We start from the raw sequence: 20774 nt of genomic DNA, 5'->3' as shown, positions 1-20774 counted from the left end.
GACGCGTTGGCCGGTCGGTCAGACGGGCAGGTCGGTGAGGATGGCGGCCAGTTCGGTCGGGCGGAGGACGAAGCCGGCGTGGCTGGTGGCCAGGGTGTGCACGTCGTACGGGTTGTCCGGGGTCAGCGCGTCGGCCTCGGCGATCAGCCGGTCCTGCATGGCCACCGGCAGGGAACGGTCCTCGGTGAGGCGGACATAGCTGCGCGGGATGGTGCCCCAGGTGTCGGCCTGGCCGCGCGCGTCGGCCGTCATCACCGCGATGGACTCGTCGGGTTGGAGGAGGTTGAGGACGGTGAGGAACTGCTCGTCCGTGCCGTCCGCCAGGATGGCCGCCTTGAGGGCGGTGAGCAAGGTCCGGTCCGCCGTGCGGTAGTTGGCCCGGCCGACACCGAGCGTCGCCGGGTCGCCGACGTTCAGCGCGGCCAGTTCGCCCAGCAGGCTCTCGCCGAACTCCGGCTCGGTCATGTACTCGATGGGGCTCGATTTCCGCACACAGGACCAGGCGGAGACATAGACGAGCCGGTTCACCAGCTCCGGCACCTCGTTGCCGACCCCCGTGATGGTGGCGCCGCCGAGGCTGGCGCCCACCAGCACCACGGGGCCGTTCTCGGCCACCTTCCGGACGATGTCGACGACATGGTCGACGTTGTCCCGCAGGGTGACCTCGGCCAGTGGCGACGGCACGGTCGCCCAGGCGTCGAGGTCCTGCGGGGCCTGGTAGGCGACGGGGTAGTGGGCGTCGAAGCCGTGGCCCGGCAGATCGACGGCGTAGCTGCGGTGGCCGAGCAACGTCAGTTCGCGCTGTACCGGGGCCCAGATGAACCCGTTGGAGCCGGAGCCGTGCACCAGCACAAACGTGGTGTCGGGGTGCGCCGAGGCGGGGGAAGGGGATGGCATAAGGAGGTTGTCCCATGTTTGAACGGCGACGCGGCACGCGTCGCCTGGGTGAGCGGGGAAACGGGGGCGCCCGGAACCGGGCGCGGCGCACGTCTCAGCTGGCTCGATGCCGCACAAACATGAAACACATGCCGCCGATCATACCCGCGGGGTGTCAGACGAGGGCACCCACCAGCAGATCGGCGAGCAGGGCGGCGCCGGTGCCCCCGGGGTCGAGGTCCGGATCGTAGATGGTGAGGTTGAGGCCGACGCACCGCTCCGAGCGGGTCAACGCGCCCAGCAGCGCGCGGAGTTCGTCCGGCAGCAGCCCGCCGGGGTCGGGGCTGTCCACGGCCGGCATCACCGTCGGGTCCAGCACATCCGCGTCCAGGTGTATCCAGAACCCGTCCGTCGTCGGCTGCTCCAGGGAGGCCACCACGGCCGCCAACTCGGCGGCGCCCCAGGCCCTGACCTCGCCGGCCGTCGCGTTGGCGATGCCCAGCGCGGTCAGCTCCGCGCGGTCGGCGTCGTAGTCCCGGATGCCGAAGAGCCGGATGTCCTCGTCGCGGAGATAGGGGCGAAGCCCCTCCAGATCCGTGAGATCCGACTGCCCCCGGCCGGTGCTCAGGGCAAGTTCCTCCCCGCCGGCCGCGCCGATCCGCGCCGCCTCGGTGTTGCCCGGATGCCGGAAGTCCGCCGAGCCGTCGATCGCGGCGAGCCCGTAGCGGCCGATCCGGCGCAGGGCCAGCGACGCGCCCAGCTGGATGGAGCAGTCGCCACCCAGCACCACGGGGAACTCCCCGGCCCGCACATGGCGTTCGACCCGGTCGGCGAGCCTGCGGGTGTAGTCGGCGATGGCCGCCGCGTGGAAGACGCCGTCCCCCGGCCGCCAGTCGCCCCGGTGGTAGCGGGGCGGCACGACGACGCCACCCTCCCGCGCGCCGAGCCGCGCGGGCAGCCGCTGCTCGCGGAGCGCGCCGGCGAGCTTGTAACAGCCGGGCACCGCGCCTTCGACGGGCGGGCGGAGACCCAGGTTTGACGGGGCGTCCAGAATAACGATCTTTCGCATCCGCCCATTGTCGCCGAGGGGTTGAGGGCGCGCCGGGCAATCAGGGCGATCGGGGTGATCGGGGTGATCGGGACACCGCCGGCTCTCCTCGGCGCGCCGGCCTCAGGGGCGGCCGTAGTGGGGGGAGCGGCGGTGGCGGGAGCGGGTGGGGCGTGGGTGGGCGAGGTCGGGGCGGTCCTCGGGGGCGGTGCGGGTGGCTTGGGCGTCGAGTCGGGCGAGGCCGGCGAGGAGTTCGTCCCGGTTGCCGGCCCATTTCATTCAGGCCGGGAGGCGGGCGAACATCGAGGTGGTGGGCCGCAGCGCGCCGCGTTCGCGCAGCCGGGCGCCGATATAGGCGGTCAACTCGGCAATATGCGCCTCGTTGTACGCCCACAGGACCTCGCCGACACAGCGGGTCTGGAGCCACAGCGGCCGGTGGAAGAACGGGTCCTCGGTGCCGCCGAGGCTCACGCCGATCCGGGCCGCGCCGACCCGTTCCGGCCCCCACTCGGCCACCGCGCCGCAGCCGGCACAGCTCAACCGGCGGTCGGCGACCAGGAGTTGACCGGGGTAGGCGAGTGGCGGCCGATCGGGCGAGACCGTCACCGACGCGCGTCCGCCGCAGCGCGGGCAGACCACCAGCAGCCGGTCGGTGAACCGGCCCAGCCAGCCGCCCTCGTCGCGGTGGCGGGTCGCGGCGGTGTTCTCGGCCATGACGGTCCTCTCCGGTGCCGGCGGTCCCGGTCCCCGCCTCGCCCGCCCACCCTGGCAGCCGACCGGCTCCCGGCGCCAGCGTTCATGGCCCGTCCGCGCCGGTCGGGGCGAAGGCGCCGGCGACGGCGAGGGGCGGGTGGAACCGTTCCTGCCGCCATCGCCCGGCGCTGAACCTCAGTCGACCTGGCCGGTGGGGAGCACGGTGAGCTGCTGGATGTTGACGCGTGGCGGCAGCGAGGCCAGGAAGCCGACGGTGGTGGCGATATCGTCGGCGGTCAGCCACTCCATCGTCTCCCGCGTCCCGGCCAGCCAGTCGAGGGCGCCCTGGTCGGTCACATGACCCTGCAACTCCGTTTCCACGATGCCCGGTTCGAGCGCGGCGACCCGCACGTTCCGCGGGCCCAGCTCGGCCCGGAGATGGCGGGAGAGATGGCTGACAAACGCCTTGCTCGCCGAGTAGACCGCGAACTTCGGGAACACGTTCTGCGCCGCGATGGAGGAGGTGTTGACCAGATCGGCCACCCCCCGCTCCGCCGCCGCCCGCACCAGCTGCGGGGTGAAGGCGCCGACCACGTTCATCAGTCCGGTGATGTTGAGGTCGATCTGGCGCTGCCACTGGTCGCTGGCCACGTCCTCGACCGGCGCGGCCAGCATCACCCCCGCGTTGTTGAACACCAGGTCGGTGTCGCCGAGTTCGGCGGCCACCCGGTCGGCCGCCGCCGACACGGACGCCCGGTCCGTGGCGTCGACGGCCAGGACCAGCGCCGTGCCGCCCTTCTCCCGGACCCGCTCGGCCAGCGCGTCGAGCCGGTCCGCGCGGCGGGCCAGTAGCGCGACGTCGGCGCCCAACCCCGCCAGGTGTTCGGCCGAGGCGGCGCCGATGCCGCTGGAGGCGCCGGTGATCACGGCGACCCGGCCGGCCAGCGGCTGCCGCGCGGGGACTGCTGAAGCTGTGGACACCAAGTGCCCCTTTCCAGAAGGTGGTTGTGGTTGACGGGGCCCGGCCGCAAGCGTCCGGTGCCCGTTGTCCAGCACACCACCGGGACACCGGCCCCGGACCGGCACAACGGACCCTGACCAGGCAGGTACCGCCAGGGCCACCCGGGCCCCCGCCACCCCGCGCCCGCCTCCCGCACACTGGACGGATGACCGACGCACACCGCGCGGAGCCCGCGATCGGCGCCGAACGAGGCGCCGAGATCGCCGACTTCCTGCGCACCCGCAGGGCCAGGATCACTCCCGAGGAGGCCGGGCTGCCCGCCGACGGCCGGATCCGCCGGGTGCCGGGGCTGCGCCGGGACGAGGTCGCCCGGCTGGCCGGCGTCAGCACCGAGTACTACACCCGGCTGGAACAGGGCCGCGCCCGCAACCCGTCGCCCGAGGTCAGGGCGGCGCTCGCCGGCGCGCTCCGGCTCGACGCGGCCGAACGGGAGCATCTGGCCGATCTGTTGTCCCGCCACCGGACGCGCCGCGCGCCCACCGCGCCCCAGCGGGTGCGCCCCGGGGTGCGGCTGATGGTGGAGTCGCTGGACCGGGTGCCCGCCTTTGTCCTGGGCCGCCGCACCGATGTGCTGGCCACCAACGCGCTGGCCAGGGCGGTGATGACGGACTTCGACGCGCTGCCGGCCAACCGCCGCAACGTCGCCCGTTACTACCTGCTCGACCCCCGGGCGCGGGCCACGGTCGGCGACTGGGAACGGCTGGCGGCGGAGACCGTGGCCATGCTCAGGCTGGAGGCCGGTCGCTATCCGGGGGATCGGCTCCTCGCCGATCTCATCGGCGAACTCACCCTGGGCTGCCCGGAGTTCACCACCTGGTGGAACGACCACCGGGTGGTGCGCCGCACCCATGGCAGCAAGACCTACCACCATCCGCTGGCCGGCGAGCTGAACTTCTCCTACGAGTCCTTCCTGGTGCCGGGCGACAGCGAGCAGACGCTCTGCGTCTACAACGTCGAACCCGGCTCCCGCACCGAGAAGTCCCTGGCGCTGCTGGCCAGTTGGCACGCCCCGGCGCCGGCCCGCTGAACGTTCCCCGGAAGCCGGCCCGGAAGGACCGGTGGAAGCACGGACGGAAGGGCGGAAGGCCCGAGGCCGGGTGCGCGGCGCGGTGGCGCGCCCGGCCTCGGGTGCTCATGCGGGGTCCCTCCTGATCAGAGCGCCCCGGTGGCGAAGTACGGCTTGCAGACGTCGCCGTCCCAGTCCGTCGCGATCATGAACAGCTCCCGGCCGTCGGCCGAAGGCACCAGCGGTGAACTGTAGTTGGGGCAGTAGTTGGGCACCGCGTCCGGCACCTGGACGGGTGCCGGGACGGCCCGCCAGGGGCCCGCGCCGTTCGCGTTGTTGACCAGCACGATCCGCCCGTTGTCGGCCGAGGTGCTGCCGTCGGCGTTGAGCGCCATCTGGCCGACGATCACCAACTGTCCGTTGGGGTTGCCATCGGGCGCCGGGGACCAGGCCACGGTGGGCGCGGCCCGCAGATAGGTGCCGTTCGCGGTCTCCGGACGGAACCCGAGATGCGCCGGATCGCCCCAGTTCCAGCCGTCGGGCGAGGTGCGGTAGTGCACCACGCACTGGTACTGGCCGCCCGGGTTGCAGATCTCGAAGATCATGAAGTACTCGCCGTTGGGCAGCTTGCGCACCACCGGCATTCCCGGCCGGTCGGGCTCCCAGGAGCTGGCCACGGTGTTGCGGTGGTCGACCCAGTTGACGCCGTCATAGCTGCGCGCGGCGGCCAGCTTCTGGTTGTGCGCCGGATCGGTCTCGTCCGCGTAGTGGCAGACCAGCGCGCCGTCGGCGGCCACCGAGAACTCCGGCTCCCACAGCCCGCCGGTCCCGTTGGCCACCGCGCAGCTGGACAGGTACGACCAGCTGCGGCCGATGTCGTGGCTGGCCCAGATGCGCAGCGCCATCCGCCGGTCGGCCTCGTCCTGCCCGGCCGACGAGGCCCAGAGCAGCGTGCCGGCCGGCAACGCGCCGACCTGCTGCGGGAGTTCGTAGAGCGTGGCGCAGCACAGGCCCTGGCCGCCGGACGAGTCGGGATCGGCCACCGTGCCGACCTGCTGGAACGTCCGGCCGTTGTCGGTCGACTCGTGGATGGCGCCGAGGCCGTTGTTCTCCTGGAAGGTGACGACGCCGGCCAGGATGCGGCCGTTGGCGTTGCCGTTGTGCTCCAGGCGGATGGCGCGCGGGTAGAGGCCGGTGTCGTCCCGGAGCGGGGTACCGGTCGCGGCCGGCACCGCCACTCCGGACTCGATGGCCTCCCTGGCGTCCTCGGCCACGGTGGCACGGGAGGTCTCGGTGGTCGTTTCTGTTGATTCTGCTGATTCTGCTGATTCGGTGAACGTGGCGCTGGCCGCCGGGGTTCCCAACAGCGCGGCCAGCAGCACACCGACGCCCAGCAGCGTCGTACGTCTGGCCAAGCGCGACGATATTCGGCTCATGGAGGTTTCGTCCCTGCCTAACTTTCGGTGGGGGGTACGGGAGTAGGCGCGGTCAGCGACAGGTGCTGGTGAACGTCAGCTCGGTGAGGCCCCGGCAGAACGCGTCGGTCGCCGGCCCGTATCGGGAGAGGCGTCCGTCGACGAACCAGGTGCTGTCGGGCGGGAACTCGAAGTGCTCGCCCGGGATCCCGTCCCAGCCGTAGCGGAAGTCGAGGTTGATGTAGGTGACCATCCGGATGACGTCCGACAGGTCGTGCTCGCCTTCCTGGCCCGGGACGGGGCCCACGTAGTTCAGCAGCCCGAAGAGCCGCTCGGCCCAGAGCGTGGCCCGCTCCGGTTCCAACCCCGAGGTGTCGGTGCCGTCTTCGGTGAAGTTCAGCAACCCGGCCTCGGAGATCACGATTGGTTTTGTGTGCTCCTGTGCGAACCGCGTCATTCTCAGCACGTTGGCATCGTGGTCCCAGTTCTTCCAGACGGCAGAGGGGTTGCCATTTTCGTCTTCATCGATGTAAACGTCGCGGCACTGAAGGGCGTTCACGTCGTAGTTGTCCGGAGGTGTCCCGTTGTAGAGATACCCGTTGTCATAGATCGGCAGGCACAGTTCGTGGGCGAACACGGACAGGCCGATCCAGTCCACCCGCGCGTCCCCCGGGTACAGCAGCTCATACTCGCCGCGCACCGGGTGGTAGACATACTGGACGTTCGCGCCGCCTCCGGTGTGCTGGTCGATCAACTCCGCCAACGTGTTGTAGGCGTCGCGGTAGGAGGCACAGCCGGCGTCCAGGCAGTGGAAGAAACTGGACACCTCGTAGTCCAGCCGCAGCATAAAGGTGGCCTGCGGGTTGGCCGTGATGAACGCCGCCAACGCGTCGAAGCGGTCCTGGTGTCGGCCGTCCGCCAGCTCCTGGGTGACCTCCCGGGAGCGCCGCGCGCGGGCGTCGCCGTCGCCGCCCTCGAAGCCCGGCGGGTTGTCCTTCCAACTGACGCCGATCTGGATGGTGTCGCCACGTTCCGCGAGGAACTCGGCGTATTCGCGGTGCCCTTCGCTGACCCAGGTGCCCGAGGCGACCTCGTAGTAGACCGAGCCGCCGGCCGGATCGCTGCCCACCGTCGCCCAGTCGTCCCAGGCCGCCTGCGAGGACTGCCCGATCAGCAACTCCCGCTCCATGGCGGCGGGTCGCCGGCCGTCCTCGGCCGGGCCCGGCCCGGCCACCGCGGGGGCGGCGGCCGGGACGAGCGTGGCGAGGACGGCCAGCGCGGTGATGCCAAGTGCGGTGCTACGGATGCGCATGACCGTGCCTCCTTACTGAGCGTCGCCGCTGTTGACGCCGCTGGTGCGATGGACGCCGCTGCCGCCGTTGACGAAGTGGGGTGCCCTGACCTCGTCCAGGAAGTCGGCCAGCACCTGCGGGTTGGCCTGCACCCGGCTGTCGCCCCAGTAGCCGTTGGGGCAGTCGGGCGAGCCGGGCGCGCTGCCGGCCGGGCACTGCCACATGGTCTGGCTGTCCCAGTCGGTGTTGATATAGGCGGCGGCGCGGATCACATCGCGGTTCTCCTCGATCAGCGAGAAGAAGCCCGCGTACCACTGGTCCCAGACGGCCGTGGGGTCGACGGGCGCCGGGTTGGGCCCCATGATGCAGCTGGACGTCGCCGCGCCGTTGTCGTAACCCTGCGGCGCCGCCTCGGAGATCATCGCCGGCTTGTCGTGCGCACGGGCGAAGTCGAGCACGCGTTGCTGCTGGACGATGGGGTCGATATCGGTGGCCGAGCAACCCCACTGGGTCGCCACCGATCCCGGCTGGTAGAACGTCGAGAGGCCGACCCAGTCCACATACGCGTCACCCGGGTACCACTTGTCGAAGTGGGTGGGGTCGGTGACGACGTAGTTCCACTCCGGGTGCTCCGGGTTGGTGTTCAACGGCCAGGCCGCCGTCTGCCAGACCGTGGCCACCCGGTCGGCGCCCAGCGCGTCGAGGCGGTCGCTGATGTAGCGGAACGCCTCCTTGTAGAAGTCGGTGTTGTAGCAGTTCCAGGGGCCGTCGAACTCGTAGCCCACCCGGAGGTAGACGTCCCGGTCCCAGGACTTGAACGTCTCGATCATGCCGTCGAGTTCGGCGCGGTAGCGGTCGACCAGGCTCGGGTTGCCCGCCCGCACATCGTCGTCGTCGGTGCCGATCAGGGCGCGCAGCGGCTGGTTGCCGCAGGAGGCGGCGAAGTCCGCGTCCGAGAGGTACAGCCCGATGGAGACCGCGGAGTCCGGGTACTGGGTCAGCGTGGCGGGGAAGTCGACTACGCCGGCGCCGTAGTCGACCGGCCCGTGCAGCCCGGCGCCCGGTCCGTCGCCGCCGCCGTCGGTCGGGATGACGAGGTTGGTGTAGAGGGTGACGCCGCCGGGTTCGGGGGCGTTCAGCGACGGGTTCTCCAACACGTCCCGGTGGTAGTCGGCCAGGGTGCTGCTGTCCTGGCCCATGATCATCAGAACCTGGTCGTCGGGGGGCAGGCCGGGCGCGTCGGCGAACGCGGCGGCGGACGTTCGGGCGGTTTCCGCTGGTTCGGTGGCGGGCGTCTCGGCGGCGCCGGCCGACCAGGCCAGGCCGGCCGGCAGGGCGAGGGTCGACACCAGGGCGGCCACCAACAGGGAACGCCTGGGCCGGCGTCGGCGGGGTGCGGGTTGCATTGAGGTTCCTTCCTCTCGGTGAAGGTCCCGGGGTGTGGGGGGTGGAGACCACACGCGGGGTGAACTCACCCGTGGTCACAGGACATTGGGCCCGGAGCCGGCCGCCACGTCAACAGTTGCCGCAAAACTTTCGGTAGTTCCCGGAGGGGGTGTCCGGGCGCCGACCGGCGTGTGGGGGAGGGATGCGGGCTGCGCTGCGGGCCGGCTGAGCTGCTGTCTCTCGGGTATGGGGCCGCTGACCGACCGCGACGTTCCCGGTGTTGCTACCTAAAAGTTTCTGGGAAAGTCCCGGGAAAAGTGTTGACGAAGTTCGGGAACCTGCCGCAGGGTGAACGCCGAATCCGTGGTCCGGCACTTCCCAGCCCCGGCCGCCCCGCGCCCCCTCCCGCCTGGAGCACCTGATGCGACAACACATAAGACCCAGGAGAACCGCCGCGACCGCCGCGGCGCTCGCCCTCTCCCTGCTTCCGCTCGCCGCCTGCGGCTCCGGCTCGGGCGACGGCCGAACGCAGCTCACCGTGGCCACCTTCAGCGACTTCGGCTACCAGGCGCTGGTCGAGGAGTACGAGGACGCGCACCCGGACATCAAGGTGAAGATCCAGGTGAGCCAGTTCGAACAGCACCACCAGCAGCTCACCACCCAACTCGCCGGCGGCTCGGGAGCGGCGGACATCGTCGCCGTCGAAGAGGGCTGGATGCCCCGCTTCCGCGAGTCAAGGGACGAGTTCGTGAACCTCGCGGAGCACGGTGGCGCCGAGCTGGCGGACCGCTGGCTCCCCTAAAAGTGGGAACAGGGCGTCATCGACGGCGACTTCGTCATGGGCTACGGCACCGACGTCGGCTCGCTGGCCATGTGCTACCGCCGGGACCTGCTGGAGGCGGCCGGACTGCCGGCCGACCGCGACGAGGTCGGCGCGCTCTGGCCCACCTGGGACGACTACTTCGCCGTCGGCCAGCGCTTCCTGGACTCGGGCGCGGACGCCGCCTGGTTCGACGGCGCCGACACGATCTACTCCTCCATGCTCAACCAGAGCGAGATCGGCTACTTCGAACGCGACGAGACGTTCGTCGGCGACACCAACCCGGCGATCGCCGACGCGTTCCTGGCCGTCGGCCAGGCCGTCGAGGACGGCATGTCCGCCGGCCTGGTCGGCTTCTCCCAGGAGTGGAACGTCGGCTTCAAACAGAGCTCCTTCGCCACCGCGCCCTGCCCCTCCTGGGCCCTCGGCCTGATCGAGGACGCGGCCGGCCCCGAGGCCGAGGGACTGTGGGACATCGCGTCCGTCCCCGGCGGCGGCGGCAACTGGGGCGGTTCCTTCCTCACCGTCCCGGCACAGGGCAAGAACGTCAAGGCGGCCGCGGAGCTGGCCGCGTGGCTGACCGCGCCCGAGCAGGAGAGGCGGATCTTCCAGGACGTCGGCAGCCTGCCGTCCATCCCCGAGCTGTACGAGGACCCGGCGGTCACCGAGTTCACCAACCCGTACTTCAACGACGCGCCGGTCGGCGAGATCTTCGCCGCGTCGGCGGCCGAACTGCGGCCGAACTTCCGGGGTGTTCGCGACTCCGACGTGCGGCCGGTCTTCGGCAGTGCGCTGCAGCGGGTGGAACAGGGCAAGGCGTCGCCGGAGGAGGCGCTGGAGCAGGCGGTTGAGGAGGCGCTCTCAGCGGTGGACTAGCCGTCCGGGCTTTTGCGGGGCCCGGGGCCGCCCGTCGCCCTGGCGGGCGACGAAGGCACCCCCGGACCGGGCCGCCGGGGCTGCTCCCGCTGCTCGGCCTCCGGCCATTGGCACTTGGCCTCCGGCCGGTTCCGGCGGGGTTTCGGGGTCGGGCCGGAGTTTGGTTCCGGCTGCTGGTCGGGTGTTGGTCGCCTGGTGGCGGCTGTTGGCGCCCGGACCTGGTACGTGGCCTGCGGGCGGTTCCGGTTGGGGTTGGGGATGGGGCTCGGTGGGCGGTTGGCGTCGTGGCCCGTGTGTCGGTCTTCGGGTCGGCCGGCCGGCAGGTGGGTCCGGGGTTTGGTTCCGGCTGCTGGTCGGGTGTTGGCCCGGGGTGGTGCGTGGCGGCGGTTGGAGTCCGGGCCGGGGCCTTGGCCTTCGGGCGGATGTTGGTCGCGGGTGGTGGGTTGTGGGCGAGTTCGGGCCTTCGCCGCCTGGCGGCGGCCGTTGGCGCCGAATCCTGGCACTGGGCACTTGCCCCTCGGCCGGTGGCCTCACCCGGGCCCCGTCCGGTCGGTCCCGGAAGCGGGCATCGGCCTTCGGCCGGTGGGGCCCCCACCTGGGGCGCTGGCTCGCTGGCGTCCGGTCGGCGTCCGGTCGGCGTCCGGTCGGCGTCCGGTCGGTCCCGGAGGCCGGAGCCGGTCCCGGACCGGTCCGGGACCCTGGGCCGCCGGCCCAGGCCGGCAGGTCGGAACCGGGTCCGGGGTCCTGGTCGCTGGCCCCGGACTGACGGGCCTTGGGCCTTCGGCCGGTGGTGGCTCCGCCTGGGGCGTTGGCCAGCTGGCTTCCGGTCGGCCACGGAGGTCGGAACCGGTCCTGGGCTTTGGCCCCGCTGGCCAGGTCGGCGGGTCTTCGGCCCTTGGTCGGTGCCCCATCCGGGGTGCTGGCCCGCTGGTTCCGGACGGCGGGACCGGTCTGGGGTCTTGGCTGCTGGCCCCTGGCCGGCGGGTCTTCGGTCTTCGGCCGGTGGCCCCACGCGGGCCCTCGGCCCGGGGACTTGGGCCTTCGGCTGGTGGCCCCCTGGGGGTTGCTGGCCCGCTGGTTCCGGAGAACGGGACCGGTCCGGGACTGGTCCGGGGTCTTGGCTGTCGGCCCTTGGCCGGCGGGCCTTGGGCCTTCGGCCGGTGGTGGCTCCGCCTGGGGCGTTGGCCAGCTGGCTTCCGGTCGGCCACGGAGGTCGGAACCGGTCCTGGGCCTTGGCCCCGCTGGCCAGGCCGGCGGGCCTTGGGCCCTCGGTCGGTGCCCCGCCCGGGGTGCTGGCCTGTGGTCGCAGCTGTCGGCCCTGGCCGGCAGGTTTTCGGCCTTCGGACGGTGGCCCCCTGCGGGCCCTCGGTCCGTCGGCCCTGGCTGGCAGGTGGCCCCACCTGGAGGGCTGGCGCCCGGTCGGCGACCGGCCGGCCGGCAGGGCGGAACCGGGCCGGGACCGGGTCGGGGTTTCGTCCGCCGGCTCAGGCCGGCCGGGGCCCCCGGGCCCCGGCCGGGCGGCCGACGGCCGTAGGCAGTGCGTGGAACGGCCGGGGTGCCGGCGGGAACTGTTTCTGGAAGGGGAAGTGGGTCAATGTCCAGTTCGACCGGTCGTGTCGGGGCGCGGCGCCGGCCGCGGCGCGGGTTCGCGCCGTACGCGTTTATCAGTCCGTTCTTTCTCGTCTTCGGGTTCTTCGGGCTGTTTCCGCTCGGCTACACCCTCTGGGTCTCGCTCAACGACTGGCATCTGGTCAACGGGCGGCAGGAGTTCGTCGGGCTGGAGAACTTCCGTGAGCTGGTGGCCGATCCGGACTTCAGCAACGCGTTGTTCAACACGCTCAGCATCTTCGTTCTCTCCACCGTGCCCCAGCTGCTGCTCGCGCTGGGGATCGCCTGGCTGTTGGACACCCGGCTGCGGGTCAGCACCTTCTGGCGGTCGGCGGTGTTGGTGCCCAACATCGTGTCGGTGGTCGCCGTCGGCCTCGTCTTCGCGCAGCTCTTCGGGCGCGACTTCGGGATCGTCAACTGGGCGTTGGACCTGGTCGGGTTGGCCGGCGAGGAGCCGATCGACTGGCGGGCCGGGACGTTCACCTCGCATCTGGCGCTCAGCGTCATGGTGATGTGGCGCTGGACCGGCTACAACGCGTTGATCTACCTCGCCGCCATGCAGGCGGTGCCGCGCGAGCTGTACGAGTCGGCGATGTTGGACGGCGCGTCCAAGTGGCGCACGTTCTGGAGCATCACGGTGCCGTCGATCCGGCCGACGATCGTCTTCACGGTGATCATCTCCACCATCGGTGGGCTGCAACTCTTCACCGAGCCCCTGCTGTTCGGCGGCATCAACGGCTACGAGGGCGGCTCGGACGGGCAGTTCCAGACGCTGACCCTGCTGCTCTACAAGCACGGTTTCACCAGCTTCGACTCCGGCTACGCGGCGGCGATCTCCTGGATGCTCTTCCTGCTGATCGCGCTGATCGCGGCCGTCAACTTCTTCCTCACCCGCCGCATCTCCTCGAAGGGCTGAGTGCCGTGGTCACCACCCTCGCCCCCGTGCGGGAGCCCGACCCCGCCAAGCCCGGCCGGGCAGGCCGCCGTTCCCGGCTGGGGGTGCGGCGCGCCGGGCCGCTCACCTATGCCGCCCTCGCGCTGGTCGCGCTCGCCTCGATGTTCCCGCTGTACTGGACGTTCGTCATGGCGTCGTCGGACAACTCGGTGCTCTCCGAGACGACTCCGCCGCTGGTGCCGGGCGGGCATCTCTTCGACAACATCTCCCGGGTCTTCGATTCCGTCGACTTCTGGATAGCGATCCGTAACTCCCTGATCATTTCCAGCGCCGTCGCGCTCAGCAATGTGATCTTCTCCAGCCTGGCCGGTTTCGCCTTCGCCAAGCTCCGTTTCTCGGGGCGGGACGCGCTGCTGATCGTGGTGATCGCCACCCTGATGGTGCCGACCCAGCTGGGCATCGTCCCGCTGTACATGCTGATGAGCGATTTCGGGCTCTACGGCAGCCTGTGGGCGGTGATCCTGCCGGGGATGGTCTCCGCCTTCGGGGTGTTCTGGATGCGGCAGGCCATCGACGAGGGCATCCCCGACGAACTGGTCGAGGCCGCCCGGGTCGACGGCGCCGGGCTCTTTCTGATCTGGTGGAAGGTGATCGTTCCCGGCGTTCGGAACACCGCTTCCGTACTGGGTCTGTTCGTCTTCATGACCGCCTGGAACGACTTCTTCTGGCCCCTGGTGGTGCTGCCGCCCGACAACGGGACGGTGCAGACCGCGCTCAACCAGCTGGCCGCCGGCTACTACACCGACTATGCGCTGATGCTCTCCGGCGCCGTCCTGGCCGTGATCCCGCTGCTGATCCTTTTCGCCCTGCTGGCCCGCCGGGTGATCGCCGGCGTGATGTCAGGAGCGGTCAAGGGATGACCACCAGGACGACCAGGACGACCAGGACGACCAGGGCCGCCAGGACGAGCAGGGCCGGAAAGACCGCCAGGACGACGCCCCACCCCCGCGTAGACAACCCCGAGGTGAACGTATGACCGTCGCACCCACCGGTGCCACCGAGGCCCAGCCCACCGGCATCCCGGGCCCCGGCCGTACGGCGAAGCTGCGCAACCCTGTACTGCCCGGCTTCCACCCCGATCCGTCGATCCTCCGGGTCGGCGGGGACTACTACCTGGCGACCTCCACCTTCGAATGGCATCCGGGGGTCCAACTCCACCATTCCACCGACCTGTCGCACTGGACGCCGATCGGTGGCGCCCTCACCGGGGAACGTCAGCTGCCGATGGCCGGCAACCCGGACTCCGGCGGCGTCTGGGCGCCCTGCCTCAGCCATGCCGACGGCCGCTTCCACCTGGTCTGGTCCAACGTCCGGAGTCTGGGCGGCGCGTTCAAGGACGTGCGCAACTATGTGGCCACCGCGCCCCACCCCACCGGGCCGTGGAGCGATCCGGTGGAGGTGCACGGCACCGGGTTCGACCCGTCGCTCTTCCATGACGAGGACGGCCGCAGCTGGCTGTTGGCCATGCGCTGGGACCACCGTCCCGGCCATGACCCGTTCGGCGGGATCGTCATCCAGGAGTGGGACCGCGCGGCCCGTTCGACCGTGGGACCGTTGCGCACCCTCTGGGAGACGGGACCGCTGGGCCGCACCGAGGGGCCCCATCTCTACCGGCGCGACGGCTGGTACTACCTGATGGTCGCCGAGGGCGGCACCGGCTACGAACACGCCGTCACCGTCGCTCGGTCCCGGGCGCTCACCGGCCCCTGGGAGAGTGACCCGGCCGGCGCCATGCTGACCTCCTACGGCACCGAGGCCACCCTCCAGAAGGCCGGCCACGGCAGCCTGGTGAGCACGCCGACGGGGGAGTGGTACCTGGCGCATCTGTGCGCCAGGCCGCTCACCCCCGGCGGGCGTTGCGTGTTGGGTCGCGAGACCGCCATCCAGCGGGTGGCCTGGACGGACGACGGTTGGCCGCGGCTGGCCGACGGCGGCCGGCAGCCGCACGAGTACGTCACGGTGCCGGCGGCCGAGGCCGGCACCGGGCCCGCGCACGACGCCCCGTTCGTCGACGACTTCACCGGGCCCGGGCTGCGGCCCGAGTGGGCCACCCTCCGGATCGCCCCCGACCCCGGCTGGTTCTCGCTCACCGAACGTCCGGGCGCGCTGCGGCTGCGCGGCCAGGAGTCCCCCGCGTCCACCCACCGCCAGTCGCTGGTGGCCCGCCGGCAACAGCACCACTCCTGCCGCGCCGAGGTCACCGTCGACTACGCGCCGCGCACCTCGCAGCAGATGGCCGGGCTGATCCACTTCTACAACACCAGGCTCTGGCACTACCTCCAGCTGACCGGCGACGAGGAACACGGCCGGGTGCTGCGGCTCGGCGTCTGCGACAACGGCGACTACACCGAACCGGCCGATCCCGTCGTGCTCCCCGGCCCCGGGCCCGTCCGGCTCCGCCTCGACGTGGACGGCGCGCGCGGCACGTTCTCCTGGGCGCCGGCGCCGGACGACGACAAACCGCCGGCATTCCGCCCGGTGGGGCCGCCGCTCGACGTCTCCCGGCTCTCCGACGAGTACGCCGTCACCGGGCCCGAACGGCTGCCCAGCACCTGGGGGTTCACCGGCGCCTTCATCGGACTGGGCGCCCACGATCTGCTCCGCGAGGGCCTGCCGGCCGACTTCACCCGGTTCCGCTACCGGCCGGGCGCCGCCCCCTGAGCCGGGGCGCCCCGCCCCCCGCGCGCCCACATATGCTGCAGTCCGAAGCACCGAGGAGGAACCCACCATGGCCGGCGGCTCCCGAACGTCCCGGGTCACGATCACCCAGATCGCCCGCGAGGCCGGCGTCTCCACCTCCACGGTCTCCAAGGTCCTCAACGGGCACGGCGACGTGGCCCAGGACACCCGTACCCTCGTCGAGTCCGTGATGCGCCGCAACGGATACCACCGGCGGCCGTCCCGGCAGCGCGGCGCCCTCGTCGACGTGGTGCTCAACGAGCTGGACAGCGACTGGTCGTTGGAGATCGTGCGCGGCGCAGACGAGGTGCTGCACGCGGCCGGCATGGACATGGTGCTCTCCGTGGTGCACGGGCGCAGCGAGGAGACCCGCCAGTGGCTGGACCGGCTCGCCGCCCGCCGCTCAGCCGGCGTGATGCTGGTCGTCTCCGAACTCTCCGACCGGCAACGGGAACGCCTGGGCGCGATGGGCGTCCCGCTCGTCCTGGTCGACCCGGTCGGCGGCACCACCGGCGACATCCCCACCGTTGGCGCCACCAACTGGAGCGGCGGGATGGCCGGCACCAACCATCTGATCGAGCTGGGGCACCGCCGCATCGCCCATATCGGCGGGCCCGCCGAGCTCAACTGCGCCCAGGCCAGGGCCGACGGCTTCGGCACCGCGATGCAGCGCGCCGGGCTGCCGGTGCCGCCCGACCATCTCAGCCATGGCGAGTTCAACGAACGTTCCGGCTACGCCCAGGCCCAGGCGCTGCTCGCGCTGCCCGAGCCGCCGACCGCCGTCTTCGCCGCCAGCGACCTCCAGGCGCTCGGCGCGTTCGAGGCCATGCGGGAACGGGGCCTGCGCGCCCCCGACGATCTGAGCGTCGTCGGCTTCGACGATCTGCCGCTCGCCCGACGCGTCTCCCCGCCGTTGACCACCGTCCGCCAGCCGATCCTGGAGATGTCCACGCTCGCCACCCGCACCCTGCTGCGGCTGATGGACGGCGAACCGCTGGAGAACCCCCGCGTCGAACTCGCCACCCGGCTGATCGTCCGCGAGTCGACCCGCCCCCTCGGCTGAGCCGGATCGAGCCGGCCGGCCGAGCCGCCACCGGGAAGAGGAGACGGCCATGACGGACGGACCCGGCGCGGCCCGCTGGCCGGCGAACACCCTGCTCGGCGAGCTGGCCGAACCGGCCCGCGCCCAACTCCTCGCCCTGGGCGTCCGGGTCGACTACCGGCCGTCGCGGGTGCTGATGGCGGAGGGGGAGAACACCGGCTTCGTCCTGCTCCTGCTGGACGGCATCGTCAAGGCGACGGGCCGCGCCCCCGACGGCCGGGAGACGCTGCTGGCGGTGCGGATGGGCGGCGATCTGGTGGGCGAGTTGGCGGCGTTGGACGGCAGCCCACGCTCCGCCACCGTCACCACCTGCGGCCCCGTCGTCGCCCGCCGCGTCAACGCGGCCGACTTCCGGGCCGCGATGCGGGACCGGCCGGCCGTGGCGCGGGCCGTCAACGTGGCCGTGGTGCGCAAGCTGCGCGCGGCCACCGCGCACCGCATCGACCTGACCGGCTGCGATGTCACCACCCGGCTCGCCCGGGTGCTCCACCAGATCGCCGACACCTATGGCGAACCGCGCGGGCGCGGCGTCGAGCTGCGCTGGCCCATCACCCAACCGGAGTTGGCCACCCTGGCCGCGGCGGCCGAGCCGTCGGTGCACCGCGCGCTGCGCGGACTGCGCGAGTCCGGCGTGGTCAGCACCGGATACCGCTCGATCCGCATCGAGGACCTGGCGCGGCTGCGCCGCATCGCCGTCGCCGGAAGCGAGGGCGACGAAACCATCATCTGATGGGGTGTCGACGGCGCGCCGCCCCTAGCGTGGGTCGCACCGTGGGCGAGCGCGATGCGGGGCGGTGACCCGGGGGCCCGTCGGGGGGAGCATCGCGCCGCACACGGTGCACCCGTCAGCCGACCCGTTCGGTGACGATCCGTTCGACGACGGCCCGTTCGGCGATGATCCCCGCGTCCGATGCCCGCGTCGACGCCGGCAGCGCGTCGACCAGGGGGCCGACGCCGAGGGTCAGCCAGGGCTCGGCGAGCACCGCCTGGAGGCAGCGCGCCACCCCCGACTTCCCCGCGCTGGACCCGCTGTTGAGCACGATCACCCGTGTCGTCGCCATCGGGCGATCGTACGCATCCCGCCGGCGGCGGGGCCCAGCCGCTCACTTCGGCCGGTGGCCGCAGGGCTCCCGGACGGTGATGGTCGCGGTGGCGGGCTCGGAGCGCAGCGCCCCGTCGTCGGTGCTGGCCGTCGCGGTGTTGGTGATCTCGCCGCAGTCGCCCTTGCGTTCGCCGACCCGGTAACGGCCGACACAGCTGGTGCTCTCGCCGGCCGCCAACGTGCCGCTCTCGCAGATCACCTCGGCGACCAGGTCGTCCGTCACGGCCAGCCCGGAGACCGGCCCGTCGGTGAGGTTGCGGACGGTGTACTCGTAGTCGACCCGGTCCCCGTTCCGGTAGGGTCCGGCGTCGTCCACGGTCTTCGTCAGCCCGAGGCCGACCTCGGAGCCCAGATCGAGCGTCACCCGGTCGGGCGCCGAGGTGACCACGGTGCCGCTGACCACTCCGCTGGCCACCGCCGTGTTGGTGACGGAGCCCCGACCGACGTCCTCCCGGGTGATCACATACTCGCCCGTGCAGGTCATGCTCTCGCCCGGCGACAGCCGCCTGCTGGGACAGGACACGTTCTCCGCCCGGTCGTCCAGCACGGCCAATCCAAAACGCCCCGACCCCGGGCGCCCCCTGCCCGGACGGATCGCATTCCAGCTCGAAGGCCGAGGTCCTCGCCCGTCCGTTCGGTTCGGTGGTGGCGCGGGGAGTTGGGGGCTGGGGGCCTCTGGCACACTTCGAAGGGCTGTCGGGCAGGGCAGGCGGGGGCCAAAGAGGTGCGGCGGCTCGTGAGTTGAGCAGAACGGGGAAGTGGCAGATGGTGGCACGGGGGACGGTGCTCGGGGGCCGCTACACGCTGGTCGCGCGGATCGGCGGCGGCGCCATGGGGGAGGTCTGGCGGGCCGACGACAGTGTGCTGCTCCGGCAGGTCGCCATCAAGACGCTGCTTCCCAAGCTGCTCGACGACGCCACGTTCGCCGCCCGTTTCCGCCGGGAGGCGCGGGTTCTCGCGGCGCTCAACCACCCCAATATCGTCAATGTCCACGACTATGGCGAGGGTGGCGGGCAGGCCGATGACGACGGTGACGGGGAGGATGAAGTCGCCTATATCGTCATGGAGTTGGTCGACGGTCGACCGCTGGACGCGGTGCTCGCCGAGGCCGGTCCGCTGCCGGCCGAGCGGGTGCTCGAACTGCTCGCCCACGCGTTGGACGGCCTGGCGGCCGCGCACCAACGGGAGGTGGTGCACCGCGACGTCAAGCCGTCGAACCTGATGCTCCGCGAGGACGGCCGGGTCACCGTGACCGACTTCGGCGTCGCCCGCGCCACCGCGCGGACCAAGCTCACCGAGACGCGCGCTGTGCTCGGCACGGCCCTCTATATGGCGCCCGAGCAGGCGGAGGGGCGCGGCGCGGTGCCCGCGTCGGACCTCTACTCCATTGGCATCGTCGGCTACCAACTGCTCACCGGGAAACTGCCGTTCCGGGGCGAGGCGGCGGTGGAGATCCTGCTCAAGCACATCCGGGAACCGGTGCCGACCCTGCCGGACGAGTTCCCGGAGCTGGTGCGCGCCTTTGTCGCCAGGGCGCTGGCCAAGCAGCCGGACGAACGCCACCCCGGCGCGGCGGCGATGGCCGCCGACGCGAGACGCATCGCGTCGACCCTGCGGGGCCGGGCCGGTGCCGCCGGTGCCGCCGGTGCCGCTGGCGCGGCGGCCGAGCCATCGGGCGGTGCGGCGGTAGCGGCGCCAGCGGCCGGGGGGTCTGACGGGAGGGCTGACGGGGGGTCTGACGGGGGCGAAGATGCGGCCGGCGTGGCGGCCGAAGCGGCCGAAGAGTCAGAGATATCCGGTAGGGCCGAGGGGGCTGGCGGTGCTGCCGGTGCTGGCGCGGAGGCCGAGCTGTCGCCCGAGGCCGACGGTCCGTCCGGGGAGTCGGACACGGCCGAGGATGCCGCCGGTGCCGGTGCCGGTGCCGGTGCCGCTGGGGCGGTGGCCGGCGCGGGCAAGGGCGACGTCGGTGACGTCGGTGACGTCGGCGACGCCGGTGCCGCCGGTGCCGGCGGTCACGCCGAGGGGGGTGACGCCGGTCCTGCCGTAGGCAGGTCGCGGCGGGGGTTGCTGCTGGTGGTGGCCGCGTTGCTCCTGGTGGGGGTGATCGTGGTGTGGACCCTGGATCTGTTGCCGGGTGGGGGTGGTGGGGAGGAGCCGGAGGCGTTGCCGTCCTCCGTTCCGTCGGAGGAGGTGAACTCCGGTGCGGGGGAGGGGGATTTGGTCGGTCCCGAACCCGACGGGGAGAGCGAGGCCGAGGGCGAGGACGACGACGGCGCGGACGAGGGTGCGGAGGGCGCGGAGGGTGAGGAAGAGGGCGGCGCGGAGGGGGACCCCGGGGCCGACGACGGGTCCGCGTCCGGCGGCGCGGAGCAGCCCGTCGACGGCAGCGGCGGCAGTGGCAGCAGCGGCAGCAGCGGCGGCGGCGATACCCCGGCCGACCCGCCGCCCAGTCCGGACCCGACGCACTCGGATCCCGACCCCGACCCGCAGGGCCCCCCGTCCGGCTGTGGGGGCAGCGGCTGGGGGCATATCGTCAACGTCGGCGACGGGCTCAGGATGGGGCTGGCCACCAACAGCCTGGCGACGGGCACCGGGGTGGTCATGGGCGGCCACACCGGGAACGGCTGGGTGTACGACTCGACGTTCAGCGATCTCCGCGCCTGCAACATGGAGGGCCCGAAGGTGGGTGTGAGCTCCACCATCCCGGCGACGGCCAAGCTGGGCACCAGCTACAGCAGCATGTGGCAGCTGTCGGAGGGCGAGGCCGGCGGGGTCGTGATCAAGAACTTCGCGGGGCAGTGCCTGACCAGTAACGGTCGCGACAACCTGGTGACCATGGATCCCTGCGTCGATGGCAACAGACTCCAGATGTGGCGGCTGCCCTGACAACTTCCT

General features: G+C 72.1%; 17 protein-coding genes and 1 pseudogene. 8 read left to right on the top strand and 10 right to left on the bottom strand.

Annotated elements, in window-relative coordinates; all coding sequences use genetic code 11:
- Positions 1–18: 18 nt before the first annotated feature.
- The 5 genes from AOM46_RS10035 to AOM46_RS10020 all read right to left on the bottom strand — a co-directional run bounded on the left by AOM46_RS10035 (position 19) and on the right by AOM46_RS10020 (position 3598).
- Entirely contained in the window at positions 19–897 is an 879-nt protein-coding gene (locus tag AOM46_RS10035) for an alpha/beta fold hydrolase (protein WP_062208331.1), read from the bottom strand.
- A gap of 154 nt (positions 898–1051) precedes the next feature.
- A complete protein-coding gene (locus AOM46_RS10030) occupies positions 1052–1945 on the bottom strand; it encodes an arginase family protein (protein WP_062208328.1) in 894 nt (297 codons plus the stop codon).
- A 102-nt stretch (positions 1946–2047) separates the two neighbouring features.
- Positions 2048–2203, bottom strand: a complete 156-nt coding sequence (locus AOM46_RS35240; RefSeq protein WP_234313699.1) for a hypothetical protein — start codon at positions 2201–2203, stop codon at positions 2048–2050.
- Complete coding sequence (locus AOM46_RS10025) at positions 2204–2638, bottom strand: hypothetical protein (protein ID WP_234313698.1); 435 nt, start codon at positions 2636–2638, stop codon at positions 2204–2206.
- 174 nt (positions 2639–2812) lie between these two features.
- Positions 2813–3598, bottom strand: a complete 786-nt coding sequence (locus tag AOM46_RS10020; protein WP_062208801.1) for an SDR family oxidoreductase — start codon at positions 3596–3598, stop codon at positions 2813–2815.
- Positions 3599–3783: 185 nt separating this feature from the next.
- On the opposite strand from AOM46_RS10020, the gene AOM46_RS10015 reads away from it, so the two are divergent.
- Positions 3784–4665 carry a helix-turn-helix domain-containing protein gene (locus tag AOM46_RS10015; RefSeq protein ID WP_062208325.1) on the top strand — a complete coding sequence of 294 codons (882 nt, stop codon included), beginning with the start codon at positions 3784–3786 and terminating at the stop codon, positions 4663–4665.
- Positions 4666–4790: 125 nt separating this feature from the next.
- Here AOM46_RS10015 and AOM46_RS10010 read toward each other — a convergent pair whose 3' ends face one another.
- The 3 genes from AOM46_RS10010 to AOM46_RS10000 all read right to left on the bottom strand — a co-directional run bounded on the left by AOM46_RS10010 (position 4791) and on the right by AOM46_RS10000 (position 8757).
- Complete coding sequence (locus tag AOM46_RS10010; protein ID WP_234313697.1) at positions 4791–6059, bottom strand: sialidase family protein; 1269 nt, start codon at positions 6057–6059, stop codon at positions 4791–4793.
- A gap of 73 nt (positions 6060–6132) precedes the next feature.
- Entirely contained in the window at positions 6133–7371 is a 1239-nt protein-coding gene (locus AOM46_RS10005) for a hypothetical protein (protein ID WP_062208319.1), read from the bottom strand.
- A gap of 12 nt (positions 7372–7383) precedes the next feature.
- The gene (locus tag AOM46_RS10000; RefSeq protein WP_062208316.1) at positions 7384–8757 is read right to left on the bottom strand and encodes a hypothetical protein; all 1374 of its coding nucleotides are present in this window, start codon (positions 8755–8757) and stop codon (positions 7384–7386) included.
- Between the two features lie 401 nt (positions 8758–9158).
- Here AOM46_RS10000 and AOM46_RS09995 point away from each other — a divergent pair.
- The 6 genes and pseudogenes from AOM46_RS09995 (at position 9159) to AOM46_RS09970 (ending at position 17507) form a co-directional block, all read left to right on the top strand.
- Positions 9159–10433: pseudogene (locus AOM46_RS09995) on the top strand (extracellular solute-binding protein).
- Positions 10434–12027: 1594 nt separating this feature from the next.
- Entirely contained in the window at positions 12028–12957 is a 930-nt protein-coding gene (locus AOM46_RS09990) for a carbohydrate ABC transporter permease (protein ID WP_062208313.1), read from the top strand.
- 5 nt (positions 12958–12962) lie between these two features.
- Positions 12963–13856, top strand: coding sequence for a carbohydrate ABC transporter permease (locus AOM46_RS09985; RefSeq protein WP_370592669.1), 894 nt, complete (start codon positions 12963–12965; stop codon positions 13854–13856).
- A 112-nt stretch (positions 13857–13968) separates the two neighbouring features.
- Positions 13969–15657: a glycoside hydrolase family 43 protein gene (locus AOM46_RS09980; RefSeq protein ID WP_078856646.1), complete on the top strand. Its 1689-nt coding sequence runs from the start codon at positions 13969–13971 to the stop codon at positions 15655–15657.
- A gap of 67 nt (positions 15658–15724) precedes the next feature.
- A complete protein-coding gene (locus AOM46_RS09975; RefSeq protein WP_062208310.1) occupies positions 15725–16738 on the top strand; it encodes a LacI family DNA-binding transcriptional regulator in 1014 nt (337 codons plus the stop codon).
- A 49-nt stretch (positions 16739–16787) separates the two neighbouring features.
- Complete coding sequence (locus tag AOM46_RS09970; RefSeq protein ID WP_067226022.1) at positions 16788–17507, top strand: Crp/Fnr family transcriptional regulator; 720 nt, start codon at positions 16788–16790, stop codon at positions 17505–17507.
- A 115-nt stretch (positions 17508–17622) separates the two neighbouring features.
- Here AOM46_RS09970 and AOM46_RS09965 read toward each other — a convergent pair whose 3' ends face one another.
- Both AOM46_RS09965 and AOM46_RS09960 read right to left on the bottom strand, forming a co-directional pair.
- Positions 17623–17838 (bottom strand): hypothetical protein, encoded by a 216-nt coding sequence (locus tag AOM46_RS09965; protein WP_062208307.1) that lies wholly within the window; start codon positions 17836–17838, stop codon positions 17623–17625.
- 42 nt (positions 17839–17880) lie between these two features.
- A complete protein-coding gene (locus tag AOM46_RS09960) occupies positions 17881–18426 on the bottom strand; it encodes a DUF11 domain-containing protein (protein ID WP_062208304.1) in 546 nt (181 codons plus the stop codon).
- 218 nt (positions 18427–18644) lie between these two features.
- Between AOM46_RS09960 and AOM46_RS09955 the strand changes: the two genes are divergently transcribed.
- Entirely contained in the window at positions 18645–20765 is a 2121-nt protein-coding gene (locus AOM46_RS09955; protein WP_062208302.1) for a serine/threonine-protein kinase, read from the top strand.
- The last annotated feature ends 9 nt before the right edge of the window (positions 20766–20774 follow it).

This window comes from Streptomyces sp. NBRC 109706 (assembly GCF_000974485.1).
Classification (GTDB): domain Bacteria; phylum Actinomycetota; class Actinomycetes; order Streptomycetales; family Streptomycetaceae; genus Streptomyces.
Note: the sequence above shows the minus strand (reverse complement) of the source record. Positions and strands in the feature narration are given on the sequence as shown.